Annotated in this window: 17 protein-coding genes and 1 pseudogene; 5 read left to right on the top strand and 13 right to left on the bottom strand. The window is 33.4% G+C overall.

Going from position 1 to position 17,411, the window contains the following annotated elements; translation table 11 throughout:
• Positions 1 to 55 precede the first annotated feature (55 nt).
• Positions 56 to 2,326 carry a fibronectin type III domain-containing protein gene (locus AMQ68_RS04400; RefSeq protein WP_082383970.1) on the bottom strand — a complete coding sequence of 757 codons (2,271 nt, stop codon included), beginning with the start codon at positions 2,324 to 2,326 and terminating at the stop codon, positions 56 to 58.
• A 424-nt stretch (positions 2,327 to 2,750) separates the two neighbouring features.
• Here AMQ68_RS04400 and AMQ68_RS04395 point away from each other — a divergent pair, with 424 nt between their 5' ends.
• Positions 2,751 to 4,403 carry a helix-turn-helix domain-containing protein gene (locus AMQ68_RS04395; protein ID WP_054509379.1) on the top strand — a complete coding sequence of 551 codons (1,653 nt, stop codon included), beginning with the start codon at positions 2,751 to 2,753 and terminating at the stop codon, positions 4,401 to 4,403.
• The gene (locus AMQ68_RS04390; protein ID WP_054509378.1) at positions 4,400 to 5,530 is read left to right on the top strand and encodes a hypothetical protein; all 1,131 of its coding nucleotides are present in this window, start codon (positions 4,400 to 4,402) and stop codon (positions 5,528 to 5,530) included. The genes AMQ68_RS04395 and AMQ68_RS04390 overlap by 4 nt, the downstream gene beginning before the upstream one ends.
• 247 nt (positions 5,531 to 5,777) lie before the next feature.
• Here AMQ68_RS04390 and AMQ68_RS04385 read toward each other — a convergent pair whose 3' ends face one another.
• Together AMQ68_RS04385 and AMQ68_RS04380 are read right to left on the bottom strand one after the other, a co-directional pair.
• Positions 5,778 to 7,238: a glycoside hydrolase family 30 beta sandwich domain-containing protein gene (locus AMQ68_RS04385; RefSeq protein ID WP_054509377.1), complete on the bottom strand. Its 1,461-nt coding sequence runs from the start codon at positions 7,236 to 7,238 to the stop codon at positions 5,778 to 5,780.
• Positions 7,239 to 7,263: 25 nt separating this feature from the next.
• Positions 7,264 to 8,172 carry a hypothetical protein gene (locus tag AMQ68_RS04380; RefSeq protein ID WP_054509376.1) on the bottom strand — a complete coding sequence of 303 codons (909 nt, stop codon included), beginning with the start codon at positions 8,170 to 8,172 and terminating at the stop codon, positions 7,264 to 7,266.
• A 253-nt stretch (positions 8,173 to 8,425) separates the two neighbouring features.
• Here AMQ68_RS04380 and AMQ68_RS04375 point away from each other — a divergent pair, with 253 nt between their 5' ends.
• A complete protein-coding gene (locus tag AMQ68_RS04375; protein WP_054509375.1) occupies positions 8,426 to 8,698 on the top strand; it encodes a hypothetical protein in 273 nt (90 codons plus the stop codon).
• A 107-nt stretch (positions 8,699 to 8,805) separates the two neighbouring features.
• On the opposite strand, the gene AMQ68_RS04370 is transcribed toward AMQ68_RS04375, so the two are convergent.
• From AMQ68_RS04370 to AMQ68_RS04360, 3 genes are all read right to left on the bottom strand, one after another.
• Positions 8,806 to 9,822, bottom strand: a complete 1,017-nt coding sequence (locus AMQ68_RS04370) for an LLM class flavin-dependent oxidoreductase (protein WP_054509374.1) — start codon at positions 9,820 to 9,822, stop codon at positions 8,806 to 8,808.
• A gap of 368 nt (positions 9,823 to 10,190) precedes the next feature.
• The gene (locus tag AMQ68_RS04365; protein WP_054509373.1) at positions 10,191 to 10,382 is read right to left on the bottom strand and encodes a cold-shock protein; all 192 of its coding nucleotides are present in this window, start codon (positions 10,380 to 10,382) and stop codon (positions 10,191 to 10,193) included.
• A 91-nt stretch (positions 10,383 to 10,473) separates the two neighbouring features.
• On the bottom strand, positions 10,474 to 10,665 hold the full coding sequence (locus AMQ68_RS04360) for a cold-shock protein (RefSeq protein WP_054509372.1): 192 nt from the start codon (positions 10,663 to 10,665) through the stop codon (positions 10,474 to 10,476).
• A gap of 653 nt (positions 10,666 to 11,318) precedes the next feature.
• Between AMQ68_RS04360 and AMQ68_RS04355 the strand changes: the two genes are divergently transcribed.
• On the top strand, positions 11,319 to 11,666 hold the full coding sequence (locus AMQ68_RS04355; protein WP_054509371.1) for an RNA polymerase sigma factor: 348 nt from the start codon (positions 11,319 to 11,321) through the stop codon (positions 11,664 to 11,666).
• Positions 11,667 to 11,766: 100 nt separating this feature from the next.
• Positions 11,767 to 12,249: a GNAT family N-acetyltransferase gene (locus AMQ68_RS04350; RefSeq protein WP_054509370.1), complete on the top strand. Its 483-nt coding sequence runs from the start codon at positions 11,767 to 11,769 to the stop codon at positions 12,247 to 12,249.
• A 128-nt stretch (positions 12,250 to 12,377) separates the two neighbouring features.
• Here the strand turns inward: AMQ68_RS04350 and AMQ68_RS04345 are convergent, their stop codons facing one another.
• From AMQ68_RS04345 to AMQ68_RS04325, 7 genes and pseudogenes are all read right to left on the bottom strand, one after another.
• Positions 12,378 to 13,205, bottom strand: coding sequence for a hypothetical protein (locus tag AMQ68_RS04345; RefSeq protein ID WP_054509369.1), 828 nt, complete (start codon positions 13,203 to 13,205; stop codon positions 12,378 to 12,380).
• Positions 13,206 to 13,322: 117 nt separating this feature from the next.
• Entirely contained in the window at positions 13,323 to 13,970 is a 648-nt protein-coding gene (locus AMQ68_RS04340; RefSeq protein ID WP_054509368.1) for a MarR family winged helix-turn-helix transcriptional regulator, read from the bottom strand.
• A gap of 41 nt (positions 13,971 to 14,011) precedes the next feature.
• Complete coding sequence (locus tag AMQ68_RS04335) at positions 14,012 to 14,710, bottom strand: SDR family NAD(P)-dependent oxidoreductase (RefSeq protein ID WP_054509367.1); 699 nt, start codon at positions 14,708 to 14,710, stop codon at positions 14,012 to 14,014.
• Between the two features lie 49 nt (positions 14,711 to 14,759).
• Positions 14,760 to 15,041, bottom strand: a pseudogene (locus AMQ68_RS24815) (TIGR03643 family protein).
• 171 nt (positions 15,042 to 15,212) lie between these two features.
• On the bottom strand, positions 15,213 to 15,368 hold the full coding sequence (locus AMQ68_RS24810; protein ID WP_082383969.1) for a DUF2256 domain-containing protein: 156 nt from the start codon (positions 15,366 to 15,368) through the stop codon (positions 15,213 to 15,215).
• The gene (locus AMQ68_RS04330) at positions 15,369 to 16,691 is read right to left on the bottom strand and encodes an AarF/ABC1/UbiB kinase family protein (RefSeq protein ID WP_054509366.1); all 1,323 of its coding nucleotides are present in this window, start codon (positions 16,689 to 16,691) and stop codon (positions 15,369 to 15,371) included.
• A complete protein-coding gene (locus AMQ68_RS04325) occupies positions 16,692 to 17,351 on the bottom strand; it encodes a TetR family transcriptional regulator C-terminal domain-containing protein (RefSeq protein ID WP_054509365.1) in 660 nt (219 codons plus the stop codon).
• Positions 17,352 to 17,411 lie beyond the last annotated feature (60 nt).

Here is a 17,411-nt window from a genome sequence, read left to right as displayed (position 1 = left end):
CTGCCATAATAGCGGCGCTACTAACTCGCCGCTTTATTATGGCAGAGACAACATATTATTTTTTAACTGCTTTTATCGTTTTAGAAGTACCGTTCTTCATTATCAATTTTACCATATACACTCCTGAAGTAAGGGTATGTAATGAAATTGTTTTTTCAGAACCTTTATATTCTTTAATTATTTTCCCTGATGCATCATATACTGCAACAGACTGCACTTCTACATCTCCTGAAATAGTAAGGGTATCAGTAAACGGATTGGGGTAAATAACCACATCATGTTTTGCTGAAATTTCATTTACTCCCAACGAAGAAGTAGGTGCCCAAGACACATCATCGTAATAGTAAATTAGGTTTCCGCCATCCGTATATATAGCCAATCTTGCAGTAGAAGGAACTGTATTGGGAACTGCTATGATATACTCACTTGCCCCTGTATATGATGTGTTGGTGATCGCAAGATCCTGAATAGATACAAATGAAGTAATATCTGTTAAATTTGTTATATACCCAACATGCAGTATCCCTGTATTGGCACTACAATAAGCTCTGAGTTTTAATGAATGTGTGCCTGCATTAATATTGCTGAATTCTGGTAAAACAGCCATTGATGATGATGTAATGGGTCTTTGCATAATATGCTTGCTGCCAGAATAACCTCCTGTACTACTAATGTTTACACTCCCGATTCCTGTAGATAATTTTTTCCAGCATGGTACATTGGTTATTAATCCTGTATTATATGCCTCAAAATCTTCAAAAAGAGTAGTCTTTGGTGCGCAAAGCGTTAATACCGATGCAATATTTGCCCAAGAGCTTTGGTCTGTTGCGCTGCATCTTGATCTTACCCAGATGTAATATGTAGTTGCAGAATTCAGCCCGGATAATGTATAAGGATTAGCTGTTATCCCAGTTAGATTGGGTACTGTTACAGCTGTTGGAGGGGTATTGCTTGTACTGTAATAGATATCATATCCTACTGCCGGAGCAGAAGATGGTGCTGTCCATGCTACATTTACTGTTGAGCTGGTTGTGTTAGATAGAACAACATTTGTAGGCGTAGAACAAGTTGCTTTTGGTTCCCAATATACATTATCCCAATATATATTTTCAGCAGGTATGCCTCCGTGTCTTATCGCTAATCTTGCATTGGAAGGAACTGTATTAGGTACCGCTACAGTATATTCATACCCATCAAATACTGTATTGCTGATGCTTACTGATTGAATAGTAACAAAAGAAGCCACATTTGTATCATTCGTAACATATCCAATATCTAATAACCCTGTACTGGTAGTTGTTTTGGCTTTAAATCTCAGCCAATGCGTCCCTGCATTCACATTGCTAAATGCCGGAAGCACAGCAATTACAGTATTGGCTGCCCCATTGGCGTTTTGAAACATTCCTTTGGTGTTATTAACGCCATTTCCATTGGCGACACTTAAATATCCAGTACCTAAGGTTATTCTGTCCCAGCAGTCTGCGCTGTTCGGTCCTGCTGCAACAGTTTCAAAATCTTCAAACATAGAAGTCATTGGAGTACATTTGGTTTTAAATACACCTCGTAACGACCATGCGCTTTTAGCCGAAGTACTGCATGCAGATCTTATGTAGTAATAATACGCAGTAAATGGTGTCAATCCACTGATGGGCGTAGAAGTCGTCGTAGTAGTTCCTGAGGCTACAGTTGTATTATCCGGTGGTGTAGTGGTTGATGAATAATAATATTCGTAGCCATTACTTGGTGCTGTCGCTGGTGGATCCCAAGATAAGGTAGCAGAACTGCTGGTTATATTGGCAGAAGTAAGGGCTGTAGGAACAAAACAACTAGGTGTTGGATCGATCTTTAAGCTGAAATCTACCACGTTTCCGTAAGGAACAGGTCCACATGGGTTCCCCGGAGAAGCAATTGAATTACCTGTTACAATTCTTATTCTATAGGTTCCCGGAGCCTGGCTTGGAGGGATGAAAAAAATGTCATCAACAATAGTATAGTTGGATGGGCCTATTGGGTTTTCATAAAAATCATCAAAGTCTCCATCTTTGTTCCAATCTACCCAAACATAACACTTAGGTCCGTTTGTACTTGGTTCTAAATGAACATTTACTGTTCCTCCGGGATAAGAGGTGACCATTTTACTGGTATTGTCTACATAGGCTTGATAGGCCCCTGCGTTATAATACATGGCTCCCTGATCTGAAAGTACAGCGTTCTTCAGATAATTGGTTTGGCTGGATGAGCCTGCTGTTGGAACACAGTAGGTCTGGGCGTTCAGATTAAAAAATGGAAGAAGTAAGATCATCCATAATAGGTAATGCTTTCTCATTATATTTAAAATTAAGTTAAGTAAGCCCTTTGTGCATTTTGAGTAATGCAGACTTTGAATTATTAATATTTCTAAAGGGTTTTTATCATATTGTATTCACTTAGATTGTTCCGTTATGGAATATCAAAGTGAATTTTAGCTTATGCGGGGCAAACAACTGTTTTATAATTAAAGCAGATTATTGATTTTCAGCAACAATGAAAAAGGTTATTTTTTATAACCACTAGCAGAGGGAATGCTTTCATTGAAATTTTGCCGTTTTGTAAATATTTTTCCTATTTCTGTGAGTTTTCTTATTTGGATTGGTCGAAACAATATTAATATTATATTTACCCTTAGAAAAGAATTTGATTTGTAGATTTCACGAAATCTACAAAAACTAAAATTTAAATATCTGTAATACAGTTGTATACAAAATACTGATTTGAAGACAGATTTTAAGAAAACTACGAGTAAGCTTATCATGGAGCAATTATTTACAAAAGAAAATCAGAAAAATAATTTTCTGATTTTGATTCTATTGCTAGGGTCAATTTTTATAAATGGGCAATCGAGTCCGGACTTTACTATTTTAGTAGATAAAGCTTTTCAGAAATTATATCAGAATCCAGATGATTGTATCAGCTATTCACAAAGTTTACAGATAAGTGATCGAAATACTGAACATAAAATTATTATCCAGAATATTATTTCCCAGGCATATGCAATGAAAGGAGACTACGTTGAGTCTGTTAATATTTTAAATACAAGGGAAGGGCCGGAAGAGCGACCAAGCCTTTCTCGTTTTATGCAAATTTACAGTGATTATAACCTAGCAGAGCAGTACCAAAATTTAGGGCTGTACAATCAGTCACAAAGGGTTGTGTTACGTCTGCTTTCCCAGAATAAATTATTTAAAGATGATGATCCCAGAATAAAAATAACGTTGGTAAAGCTCTATCAGCTTCAGGCAATTAATTTTAAGATTAAAAGAGATTATACAGCAGCTTTAAAAAATCTTGATAAAAGTGATTATTATAATAGCAATGATAATGAAGAGAATAAAATCATAGGATTTGAAAATGAAATTTTCCGATCTTCTTGCTTAATGAAACTGAATAAATTAGAGGAATCCAGAAAGCTTCTTGAAAATGTTATTGATAACAGAGATATCCAGAATAAACCTTTTCTGCTTGCTCTTGCATATGAAAGGCTCTCACAATATTATTTTTTGAAAGGAGCGTATGGGGCTTCTGCTCAAAATTTAGAAAAGGGGCTTTCAAAAATTGAAAATCTTCCTTATAACAGTTTTAAAAAAAAGATCTATGAATCATTAACAAAAAGTTATTTTGCCCTTCATAATGATGAAAGATACCATTACTACAGCAACCTTTATAAGACGACCAATACAAAGCTGGACGCTAATAAAAAAGAAGGAGTGCGGTATATTGTAAAACTTTTTGAATTTTATCAAAACAAGAAAGTAGAATTTGAAACACAGAATGAATTAAGAAAAACCTGGATTTTGGTTGGCGTGATTTCGTTTGTGATCATTAATGGTTTGATTATTTATTTTATTTTTGAAACAAGGCGGAATAGAGACTTAAAAAAACAGTTTGAATTCTTTAAAAAACATGAAACAATAGATACCTCTCCTGGCAGAGATCAACACCCTCTTTTGGAAAAGGCCGTTGTTGGGTATAAAAATGTAGATAAAGAATCCAATAAAATTTCAAAAGAAAAGGAAGATGAGATTTTGCGCAAGCTTGAAGAATGGGAGCAGGCAAATCGATATTTAAACCAAAGTATGTCGCTTTCATTGCTTTCTACCCAAATGGGAGTAAATACCAAATATCTTTCTGAAGTAATCAATAACCACAAAGGAAAAAATTTCAATGGATATATTAATGAATTGAGGATTAACCATATTATACATTTATTAAAAACAGATTCTACCTACCTTAACTATAAGGTGAGCTACCTTGCTGAATATTTAGGATTTTCCTCTCACAGTGCTTTTACAAATATATTCAAGTCTTTAACAGGGATGTCTCCCAACGCTTATGTTCAAGAAATAACTAAAGGTAAAATATCATGAGATTAATTTTAAAAATTATAATATTTACTTTTTTACTTGCTCAAATCTTGGTTTTTGGGCAGAATACTTCTGATGATTCTTTACTGAAGAAGGCTTATTCTGAAATCTATGATAGGCCAGACAGTGCTATATCTATTGGAAAAAAAATACTCAAAAAAGAAAAAGATATTAATCAGTTAATCAAAATTTATTCACTTCTTTCTACCGCGAATATTGCCAAAAGAAATTTCGAAGAGTCTTTACAATATATCATAAAAGCGAAAGAATTAGGAAAAAAAACCAATGATTTAAAAACCCAGACCAGTCTTTTGATCTCGTTGGCTATACAGTATGAGCAAATGGAGCTTTTTAGTAAAAGTTTTGAAACCCTTGATGAAGCAGATACTTATCTGTCTAAACTTCCGGATGGTTTGTATGAAAAGTATTTTGAAACGGGTAGAAGCTATGCTATTCGTGGGATGATCTATAAAAGCCAGTCAAATTCTGAAATAGCCCTTGAGAAGTTCCTTGTTTCGGTTGCCAATTTTGAAAAAATAAAAGCAAAAAAAAGAACCTACGTTAATTTAAGTATCGTGTATTATAATATAGGATCCTGCTATCTTAACCTTGATCAATCTGAAAAAGCAAAATCTGCATTTCTGAAAGCAATTGATTATGCTCAGAAAGATCAGGCTAAAAGTCTGGAAGCATTTGGGTTGAAAGGCTTAGCAGAAATGTATAAGCTAAACCATGAAAGTCAAACGGCATTAGATCTTTTACATAAAGCAGAAAATCTTTGCAGTAATACAGGGGATCTTGCCCTCAGCGAAGGGATTTATAAAGAAATGTCGGATAATTATCTGGCTCTGGGAAACTCTGCATTATATCAAACTTACAATAACAAAGTTTTTGCATTGCGTTTTAAAAGAGAAGAGAATGAATTAAGCTCTATCAATCATTCTATTGATGATTACAACAAAGAAATAATAAAGAAGATCCAAGATGTAAAGCTTCATTTTAAATACATCAGAATTTCTATCATTATCATCGGTTTGGCAATCAGTTTATTATTGATTAGCTTGATTTTAAAAATAAAAAGGGAAAATAAAAAATATCAAACAGAGATTCAGAAACTGATCAGATATTAAGATTATGTAAAAATGGACAATTCAAATCTGATTTTCTATTTTTTTATATTGTCGTCATTTTACCTCCAAATTAGCTAGGACACTATTTATAATCAATCATTGTAAGGATTATTTGGCTAAAAGTTTAAATAAAAAACGGATCTATAAGGAGACCCGTTTTTGTTTTCTATTCTAATACTTGAATTTTTCAAGTGTATAAGTTGAAGGAGTTTTATCATTTTTTTAGATGATAATTTAAGATACTGTTTTAGAAAACATAAGTAACTGTTGAGCTTCCTGAAATAGTAACGGGAGCTGTTTGCTGATTATATTTAATCGTAAATGTTTGGTTGGTAGAACTGCTGTTCTGAACAATTAAAACAGCTTTTCCTGCCGGAGTTTTAAAAGCAACTGTTGAAAGATTAGTGGCTTGCGTAGAAGCGATTCTCTGAGAATTTGCAGGGACAAACTTTGAAGCGTGAGCGATAATATAATAGGCTACATTTTTATCATAAGCAGCATTATTGGTCACGGTAATAGCACCTTTGCATTGTGTGCAGCCGCCTGGGGTATGAGGTCCAAACGAGGTGTTATTGGCAACATTCCATTCCAATGCGTTCTTACTCCAATTTCTCATAGATCCAATAATAACGTTTTTCATATGCCAGTCTAAATCTCCGGAGAACCCTCCTAAAGAACTTGTCCATTGTTCTGTGAAATAAATATTTTTATTCGGAAATAGATTATGAACATTGCTTAAAACCGAAATATCTCCTGCGTAAAGGTGGAAAGCAGACCCGTCAACAAACGGATTGGCAGCAGGATCATTTAGTATAGCCAAAGGATAAGCCGGATTATCACAATTATGATCATATGTAATGATCTTTGTATTCATATTAGCCGTTCTGAAGGCAGGCCCTAGTCCATTTTTAATAAATGCAGCCTGTTCTGTAGAAGACATATACATACTTGGATTATTTCCTGGGTGTAGCGGCTCATTTTGAGGAGTTATGGCATCAATTTTAATTCCCTGAGCTTTCATGGCCTGAATATATTTTACGAAATATTGCGCATAAGTAGTATAATATTCAGTTTTTAAGTTTCCTCCGATAGCACTTCCATTCGTTTTCATCCAGACAGGCGCTGTCCATGGAGTTGCTAAAATTTTAATAGTAGGATTAATTGCCAAAATATCTTTTAACATCTGAATAAGTGGCAAGTCTTTGCTTAAACTAAACTGAGAAAGGGTAGGATCTGTCTGGCCGGAAGGGATATCGTTATACGTAAAAACTTCACTGCTAAGATCCGATGCCCCGATACTGATTCTTAAATAACTTACAGCTATTCCGGAGGTACTAAACAGATCATTTAATAATTCCTGTTTTTTAGCAGGGGTCAGCTGATTAATTACGTCAACACTTCCTCCTGTTAATGTATATCCAAAACCATCTACGGTCTGGAAAATTTTTGAGGCATCAACTTCGATGCTTGTTCCCGTGCTTGGAGCTGTAGAAAAAGTGGCATTATTTTGCTGCTGAAGTTTTACTGATTGATCTCCTTTGGTCAGCCAGACTTCTATGGCACCTCCGGAAATATTTTCTTTTCCTTGATTGTCATTATTAGAAATATCTGTGCTATTGCTGCAACTGGTATTTAAAAAAGAAAGAAGTGCGACACTACAAAGTGCAGCATTTCTCAAGACGAAACGGGATGAGTATTTGATTTTCATATTAAAATTTTATGGTTAATTAGTTTTATATTTTACGGAATTCAACTTTATCAATGCTTAATCCATTCACTGTTTTTCCTCCGCATTTGATAAATAAATATACCTTTCCGGTTGTTGTGGCGGTATAAACCCCTCCGTTTTTGGATGGATTACAGCCTATAGAGGAAACTTTTCCTTTAAACTGACCTTTTCCGCAGCCATCCCAAGTATTAATATTTCTGTAAACCGTACCACTTACGTCTGTTCCGGAAGCAGGAATACTGTTTAAAACATACACTTCAAACCAGGTATCTACTAAAGCTGTTTCTGAAGAAGCTACCATATCTATAGCATATTTTTGTCCTGCTTCTACGTTAATAGCCTGATAAATGCCTTGCTGCCTGCCTTCATTAGCAACCATTGTAACAGCACCATTTGCAAAAACCCATTCTGCCTGTGTAGAGCTGATGATGTGTTTAGACCATTTTGAGATTTCTTCGGGAGTATCAAACCTGCCTCCCTGAATTATATTTCCAGAAACTGGATCTGAAGTAGGCACAACAATGGTCTGGCTAGAAGTTCCACCAACCTCACCACCAATTCCTATTGCTTGGTGCTGAATAACATAGCTTCCTGCATCAAGGAAAGAAATATCTTCTTCACTTTTTCCTGTATTGTAACCGTTGTTATCTATATTCCATTTGGAAAGAATATAATTGTTATACGTCCTTTTTAGATGGTATTTGTTTTCCGCAGTTTTGGTTACCGTAAATGTTGCATCTACAGGGGGTTGGGTAAGACCGTTTCCATCACCAATACTGTCAGAAGAACAATTTACCAAAAAGAATAGGGCAGGAGCTAATAATAACCTTTTACCAATGTATTTATTTCTTTTTCTTGGATTGAAATAAAGAAGGCTATGCACCTTCAAACGTTTAAATTTTCTTGAATTCATATCATGGTTTAGTTTAATTCTCAAATTGAGACAATAAAGATAAATATATTTTTGAATAATCAATATATTTTTTGTTATTATTTTGATTTTTGTATTTATTAATGTGTGTAATCTTTTGAATTTAATGGTTTAGTCTGTTAAATGTTATAAGATGAATAATTGTTATGTGTTCTTGTGTAATAATTGTATTGAGTAAATTTCTGGACCAAAAGATTCATTTTAAACTTAGAATACAGAAGTAGACTGGGTAGAAATGGGAAATGAGGCAGTCATTGAAGAAGTCCGTTTTGAAGATTCCCGCGTTGGAGGTGATTGCTCTTTTCGTAAAGTAGATGATTTTTTTGATGATAAAGAAACTCCATATTCTATCTGTGTAGGGAAATTCCCCACAGGAACCCATAAATTTCATGCGGCATTATATGCTGTCAGTGAAGGGAAGTCTGGTCTACCTTTCGTTGCACCAGTACATTTTATTGAAATGACTAGAAAATTAAAGTCGGTAGGATTTAAACTGCCTAAGAAATAGTTTTGCTAGAGAATTAATTGATCTAAAATCTAAACATGTTGATTATAAAAAAAGAGAGATTGTAAGATCTTACAATTTCTCTTTTTTGCTAAAAATGTATCTAGATCTTATGATAATCTTTCATTATTTATTTCACTCATTACTTCAGCAAATAATTGAGTAGACTTTATTCTGTCCTCAATAGAATACATTGTTGATACCATAATAAGTTCGTCAACTTGGGTTTCATCGAGGAAAGACTGAACCTGTCTTTTGACGATTTCTTTCGTGCCAACAAATGAATATTTCAGCATCTGATGCAAACTTGGATGGTGTAGAACTTCTTTAAGGTCATCAGTCATTTCTGTTGGTGGTTGTAAGGGTTCAGAATTACCCGTCAATATTCCAAAAAACATTCTTATTAATGAGGTGAATAATCTTTCGGCTTCTTCTTCGGTATCTGCAATTACTATATTTATGCCTGCAATGGTGTAGGCTTCTTTCAGGAATTCAGAAGGTTGAAATTCTTCTCTGTAAATCTGTAGCGCATTCAATAGATGCGTAGATGCAAAATGACTGGCAAAAGCATAGGGTAGACCTTTACTTGCCGCTAAATGTGCACTATCAGTACTTGATCCTAATATATAAATAGGAACTTCTGTTCCTTCTGCAATGGCAGCTCTCACTTTGGAGGTCTTGTTTTCTGATGAAAAATAGTTTTCAATCTTTTCAACTTCTGCAGGAAAAGAATGCGCCGCTTTCATAAAATCTATCCGGATGGCTTGCGCTGTCAGGGTGTCTGTGCCGGGAGCTCTGCCCAGACCCAGATCAATTCGGTGAGGATACAGATGAGCAAGGGTTCCAAACTGCTCGGCAATAATTAAGGGGGAATGATTAGGAAGCATAATCCCACCAGAACCCACTCTTATTGTATTTGTATTTTCAGCCACATAGCCGATAAGGATGGATGTAGCACTGCTTCCGACAGATTCTGAATTATGATGTTCTGCAAACCAATATCGTGTATAGTTATTTTCCTCCGCCACTTTTGCTAATGCCAGAGAATTATTTAATGTTTGTTTAAAAGAGCTGCCTTGCGATACGATGGCAAGTTCTAAAATAGAGTAGGATATTTTCTTTTTCATAAAAGATGGAATTTATAGTATTAACCATGCTATTACAAAGTTAGAGAATGTTATTTAACAATATACAGCAGCTATTGAATTTAATGAATTTCAAAGCATTTTCTTTCAAAAGAAAGGGCTGTAAATCTTGTAAAAGAGTATAGATTTTAATGATAAAAGCCTCAATTTACTAGAATTTACTAAAGCCTTTGTTGTAGAATTAAATTTATAGACAATCTATGATGTCGTATTGTTGCTTCGGTGGAAACGGGGATATAAATATAAACACTTTAGATATAGATTCTAAGCAAAAAAATAGCAGAGAGCCCTAAGGATTCTCTGCTAATTATTATATTGAGAAAAAAGCTGTTGAAAGCTTTCGTCTTAATTTAAGCTATTTTTACGTTAACAGCGTTAACGCCTTTTGCTCCGTTTTGTACGTCATAAGTTACGACATCATTTTCACGAATGTCATTTACTAAACCTGAAGAATGTACGAAAACATCTGGACCTCCATTAGAAGGTGTAATAAAACCAAATCCTTTAGTTTCGTTAAAGAATTTTACTGTTCCTTGTTGCATTGTATTGTATTATAAAATTGTTGTATTTACTGATAATTTTTTGGCTACTGCCATACCTGTAATGATGATTAAATCAAAACAGTATTTTAATTTAAGCTATTTTTACGTTAATTGCGTTAACGCCTTTTGCTCCGTTTTGTACGTCAAATGTTACGACATCATTTTCGCGGATATTATCTACTAATCCTGAAGTGTGTACGAAAACATCTGGACCTCCATTAGAAGGTGAAATAAAACCAAATCCTTTAGTTTCGTTAAAGAATTTTACTGTTCCTTGTTGCATTGTATTGTATTATAAAATTGTTGTATTTACTGATAATTATTTTTTTGGCTATTGCCATTACTATATTGATGATTAAATCAAAACAGTAAGTAATCTATTTGTGAACAAGAAAATGATGTTGGTATTTTTAGAATCTTGAAAGTTTTCAAGCTGAAAAAAGGTACTGCACCTGTAATATTGAGAACAAAATTTAGCATCTGAAAAAGCGAAGACTGATAAAAAGATATAACTCAAGAGTTTCAGAAAAAGCATTAGGCAGGAGCCTGATTATTCTGCAAATATAGAAAAAGTTTTTTAAATAAACAAATAATATTTTTTAAGTTGCTGAAAATGGATAGATTTTATAAATGCGAATTCTTGATGATTAAAGAAAAATTTACCAAAAATTGATATTTAAAGTTAATTAAATTAATTAAAAATATACCACAATGATACCTCATTATGTCAATTTTAAGATTAGCAGCATAAAATTTGCTTTATAAATTGTAATAATTCAAATAAATGTGAATATCAGAATTGATTAAATGTAAGTAGATGAGATTTTTCAATGCATTTATAACGTTTTACTCTTATGTTATTTAATTTCCTAATCAATAATTATTAAAGTGTGAAAGACACATGGGTACACAATAACATCTATTATAACATGCCCAATGATAAAAAAGATTTCCAATATAGAAGCAGACACGGATTTGTTTTTATTAATAAAAGATAATAAAAAAGCCGGTTTAGACCAATTGTATGATTGCTATGGTTGTACTTTGTATGGTTTAGCTATTAGAGCGGTTCATTCACAGGAATACGCAGAGGAAATCGTTAAACTTACTTTTTTTAAAGTTTGGAATCATATAGATCTTTTTAAAAATCAAAAAAATTCAATGTGTATTTGGGTTATACAAAACTTGATACTGGCCATTCAGGAATTCTTAACTTCAAAGAATATTGGCTATCATTTTAAAACAGACAATTTTCCGGATTTCAGTTTTGAGTGGGTAGAGTAGAGACTTCTTTAAGGAGAAACTATTAAAACCAACTTCCAAGTAAATTCTTTAACAGCTGTAGATTTTCATTACATTTGAAATAATTACCAATTTTGCTCATATGAATTTTAGAAATGCCACTATAAAAGATTTGGAAGAAATCAATGCCATAGAAAATCAATGTTTTCCTCCCAACGAAGCCGCTTCCTTTGAATCTTTGTCAAAGAGATTAAAAGTCTTTCCCAATCATTTTTGGATACTGGAGAATGATAATAAGATGATTGGATATATTAATGGGATGGTTACCAATAATAAGACCATTCATGACGAAATGTTTGCGAATGTAGAATTGCATGACGAAAATGGAAGCTGGCAATCTGTTTTTAGTTTGGCCGTATCTCCTGAGTATAGAAACAGTGGCCATGCAGCTCAACTTATACATCATTTAATTGAAAAGTGTAAAGAGCAAAAGAGAAAGGGAATCACGCTTACTTGTAAAGAGTATCTGATCTCTTATTATAACAAATTTGGCTTTGTAGACTTGGGTATTTCAAAATCTGTTCATGGAGGAGAAATTTGGCACGATATGGTACTTGAATTTTAGGAAATTCAGGTATTCGTTCAAAGTAAAATACTGCTTTTATGGTTATAGAGTTCGTTGGTTCTATTATCTCTATTTCTTTACCATTATAAATTAGGAATTAAGTTTAACAGATCACCTGCTGTGGTCTGTTACTTCATATATTTTCCAAAATAAGTATTCAGAGCTTCTTCATTGTATTTATCTTCTCCACGCCAATATTCTACAAAAGTCCAATCGCTTTTTCCTCTGCTTGGCCTTTCGTAAGAGGCTGGTTTTAGAATGTCAATACACGCTAGAATTTCAATTAATATTTTCCTTTCGTCTTTTGTTGATTTAATAGCTGTTGAAAGATTTTTTTCTAACGTCCCTGGATAATCGGTGGGTTGGGAAGTGCTGATAATATCCAAAATATTTTTGAAGATTTCAATATCTTCTGCCGTTGGCTCCGGAATTTCTGCGATCTGAAGCTGTTGAAGATCTAACAAAGTATAAATAAGTTGTCCGTGTCTGACTCCGCCCCATTTTATTCTTTCAAAATTTAAAACATTTAAGTCTTCATTTTGATATTTTTTTTCACCGATAATGCCATATTTTAAATCTCTGCAAATTCCACACGTATGGCTTATGTGTGTTTCCTCTCCATTTTCTCCAAAACTTTGTCCGCTTACCACTTGGGTATAATGATGAGGCACCAATCGTTTAGCAATGAAATATGAAGCTAAACTTGAACGCCAATCTAACCGTCTGCTTGAAAGGCTGCTTAAAAATGCTGTTGCCACTTTATCCATTGAAATTGTGGGAAGAATCTCAAAAATATTTTCTAAACATTGATCGTGCGAAATTGTTAAAGGGTCAAACATTATGCTTTTTGATTTGGCATATTCAAAGTCAGCGGGATTTGTTTGTCTTTGTGGGGCATCAATCCAGCCGTTTTTCCAATAGGTTTTAAATAATATATTTTTAGCTTTTTTGTCCATGGATAGTCGTTTGAAATTTTGTTTGATACGTGTTAGTTTGACTAACTCTCAAATATTTGATGGAAAAATTGATAATAATGAGTTTAACTTATAGATATAAATAGGAGCGTTTTGCCATTAATTAATAAATTCCAAAATTTTAGGAATATCAGAATTTTTATATTCGGAATATAGGTGAGCGTGAAATTCATTGAGTTTTTTAAGTATTCTCAGAAGTTCATTTTTTTCTTTTTCATTTAATTTTCCGGATAAGATCTTAGAAGTCTTATTGACATTGGCTACTGATTCATGAAATGTTTTCTCCCCTTTTTCTGTAAGATTAAGTCGTTTACTTCTTTTATCTTCTAGATCGTTTTTCTCTTCTAAAAGCTCGGCTTCGAGTAACCTTTTAATAATCTGGGTTCCTGTTTGTTTTTCGTGACCATTTCTTTCTATCAGCTGAATTTTTGTAAGATCAGGCTCATCCTTAAGTCGGTATAAATAAGTAAATTCTTCATTGGCTAAATCTGGAAAATCACTTAAGCCTTTTCTTATCAGAAGTTTAGAATATCTTCCTAATAACAATATTTGTTTGCAGATTTCGTTTTCGGTAAATGATACTTGATGATTTTCATTTTTAAAAAGCTTGGTCGGGCTCTCTTCTGCATATTTTTTATCATTCATCCAAACACGGAAATCTTCCACATTACAATTGGGTTTGTAGGCGTCAGAATTTTCAAAATCTTTTACTTCAAGCAGAAGATTGATAAAAAAATCAGTTTGCATAGTTTAAATTTAAGGTAAAGATATTTGTTTTTTTCAGTTCATCAAAGTTTAATATTTCCCATGCCGCCGTCAATTCCTATGATTTGTCCTGTGATCCAAGATGCTTTGGAGGATAATAAAAATTCAGCCATTTTTGCTATTTCTTCTGCATTTCCGATTCTCTGTAATGGATGTCTTTTGGCAGAAGCTTCCCGTTTTTCAGGAGTGGAAAGCAGTTGTAAGGCAAGAGCTGTATCAGTTAATGATGGAGCAATTGCATTCACTCTTATCTTTTGATTAGAAAATTCCGCGGCAAGACTTTTTGTTAAACCTTCTACAGCGCTCTTACTAGATGCAATAGAAGAATGAAAAGGCATTCCTAATTTAGCAGCTACAGAACTGAATAATACAATAGAGGCATCTTCGGATTTTTTCAAATTCGGAAGCAATTTTTGGATACATGTAACGGCGCCAAGAACATTAATTTCAAAATCATTTTTAAAGTCATCAGAGGTAAGTCGGTTAAAAGGTTTCAGATTGATACTTCCTGGTGCATATACTAGGCCGTCAACAATATCCGGGAAATTAATATCCTCAAGATTTTCATTAACAATATCCATTTGATGAAATTCAATACTAAGATTTTGAACTTCAGGATTAGAACTTCTTGAAATGCCAATAACGTGATTGCTTTCTGATAATAACTTTGCAGTGGCAAATCCAATTCCCTGACCGCAGCCAATGATCACTATATTTTTCATTTGTTTATATTTAGTTTTACAAATAGTTTAATGTATTCTACATCAAATTTTATCGTTTTGAAATTTTATTATGGCTTATTGTTCGTTGTCTGCTGCATTTAAATCTGTCCATTTCCAGGCTTCTTTTCTTTGCATGTTTATGACTGATTCCTGAGTTGACTCTTTTTCTCCAAAGCTTAAAACTTGAAGATTTTAGCTCTGAACGCATCACTTCAATGACTTCCGATTCGCTGATGCCAAATTGAAATTCTATGGCTTCAAAAGGGGTTCGGTCTTCTCATGCCATTTCAATGATACGGTCTGTTTGTTCTGTAGTAAATTGCTTCAGCATTCTTATAAATTTTTCATGAGTTGTATTGCTTCTTTAAAATGAGCTGATTTCTTTTCTTCAAGCATCTTGTGGAGTGTTCTCAACATCATTCCAAGCCTTGGATTGCTGCTGATGAGGAAATATCAATTGTTCAATACATGATTCTATTGTAGGCATAATTCAGGATTTTAATTAACTCTTTTGTGGATCTGATGATATTGATTTTTTATTTTTTCGGCATTTTTCACTGCAGTATTTTACATCATCCCAATTTTTCTTCCACTTTTTTCGCCAGTTAAAAGATAACCCGCATACTTCACAAATTTTTGAAGGTAAATTGGCAGGCATTTAGACGATGAATTTTTTATAATTATTAATCACAATATCTGTTGCTCTTAAATCGTGCATCATATGATACAAGCCAAAAAAAGTTCTGTTCAGATAAATAAAATGTTTAGAGCCTCTATTGGTATTCATTCCTTTTATATCGCTGAGTTTTGCATAACGTTGCCCAAGATCTGCAATTTCCTGAAAGAATTTTTCATCAGAAAAGTCGAATTTTTCACTGTTAAAAGGTCTTGTAAATAATTCAAGCAGTTCGTAGAAAAGTTGGGTAAAAAATTCCTGTTCCCGCTGAGAATCATCATCACGTAAGATTTCAAGCTGGTATAATTTTTCTTTAAAAATTTCAGGATTGTTTAAATTTTCTTTTTTGGCCAATTCGAAATAGGGAATATAAAATTCTTGCGGAATTTCTTTAATACATCCAAAATCTATGACAAGTAAGTTTAGATTCTCGGACACTAAAAAATTTCCAGGATGCGGATCTGCATGAACTTGTTTTAAGATATGCATTTGGTACATATAAAAGTCCCAAAGCGTTTGTCCGATTGTATTTAACTCTTCCTGAGAATTTTTTTGCTTGATGAATTCTGAGAAATGTTTTCCGTTCAGCCAGTCCATTGTGATGATCTTTTCACAAGAAAATTCAGGATAGTATTGAGGAAATTGAGTATTTGGCAGGTGACTGCATTTTTCAACAATATACTGACTTCTTTTCAGTTCCAGATTATAATCTGTTTCCTCAAACAGTTTGCTTTCAACTTCTTGAAAATAAGATTCTGAACCTTCTTTTTTGATGTTGAACATTTTCATGGCGATAGGTTTTACCATTTTCAAATCACTGGAAATACTTTCTCTTACTCCGGGATATTGAATTTTTACAGCAAAGTTTTTATCTCCTTTTTTAGCTTTGTGTACCTGCCCAATACTTGCTGCATTCACAGATTCTGTAGTAAATTCATCAAATATGTCTTCTGGGTTTTTTCCAAAATATTTTCTAAAAGTTTTCTTTACCAAAGCTCCGGAAAGCGGAGGTACTGAAAATTGAGACAAAGAAAATTTTTCTACATAAGCCTGAGGCAGAATGTTTTTCTCCATACTCAACATCTGTGCTACTTTTAAGGCAGAACCTTTTAGCTCTTTAAGAGAATCGTAGATGTCTGTTGCATTTTCTTCATTGAGGGTTTTAAGGGCTTCCTCTTCGTTTTTATCTTTTGTTATTTTATTACCGTAGTACTTGATGTAATTGACCCCAACTTTTGCTCCGGCTTTCAACAAACTGCTTGTTCTTTCTAACTTTCCTGTTGGTATTTTATTGAGTGTTTTCATCTAACTTTTTTTGAATGTTTCTTTGAATAAAAATTTCCCAAGATCAAGTACCTTTCGCAAAGGTTCATTATCCATTAACTCAAATCCGGTATCAATTGTTTTCTCAATGAATAGATCTGTTTTTTCAAAGGAAGGCGAAGTATCTTTTTTCCAAAACTCAATGACTGAAACCAAGTGCAGCCATAATGCTTCTTCTCTAGCTTTTTCGTGTAGGTTTTTTATATCATTTTTGGCTTTTTTCAATATTTCCCAGTCATTAAAGTCTAATGTTTTAATATAATTACGGTGTGTTTCTTTAAGATGATTCGAAATTTTTGCAGCATGTAATTTATCATTTCCCAATATCATAAGAACCAATGATCTGTTCATTGTTAAATTTTCAAAGAAGATAAAATAAACATTCAATAGTTTTTCTTTTGAAGTGACTGCCTCTGAATCATTCACTTGTGAAGCCAATTCTACCGATTTGGTAAAAAGGTTAGTGAGCATCTGTTTTTCAATCTGCTCAAAACTTGAAAAGTAATCATAAAAGTCTTTTTCTTCGAAATCATTATCTTTTGCAAAACGATACATGTTTTTAGGCCTTTCTGCATGATTCAGAATATAATCACCATACAATTCAAATAGTCTGTCTTCTGTAATCTGATTTTCCTTTTCCATTTTAAATTTTATTTAAAACAAATTTAGTAATTTATTTTACTATTATTTAAAATAAAGTGT

Origin of the sequence: Chryseobacterium sp. ERMR1:04, from assembly GCF_001297705.1 — a bacterium.
GTDB lineage: Bacteria > Bacteroidota > Bacteroidia > Flavobacteriales > Weeksellaceae > Chryseobacterium.
Note: the sequence above shows the minus strand (reverse complement) of the source record. Positions and strands in the feature narration are given on the sequence as shown.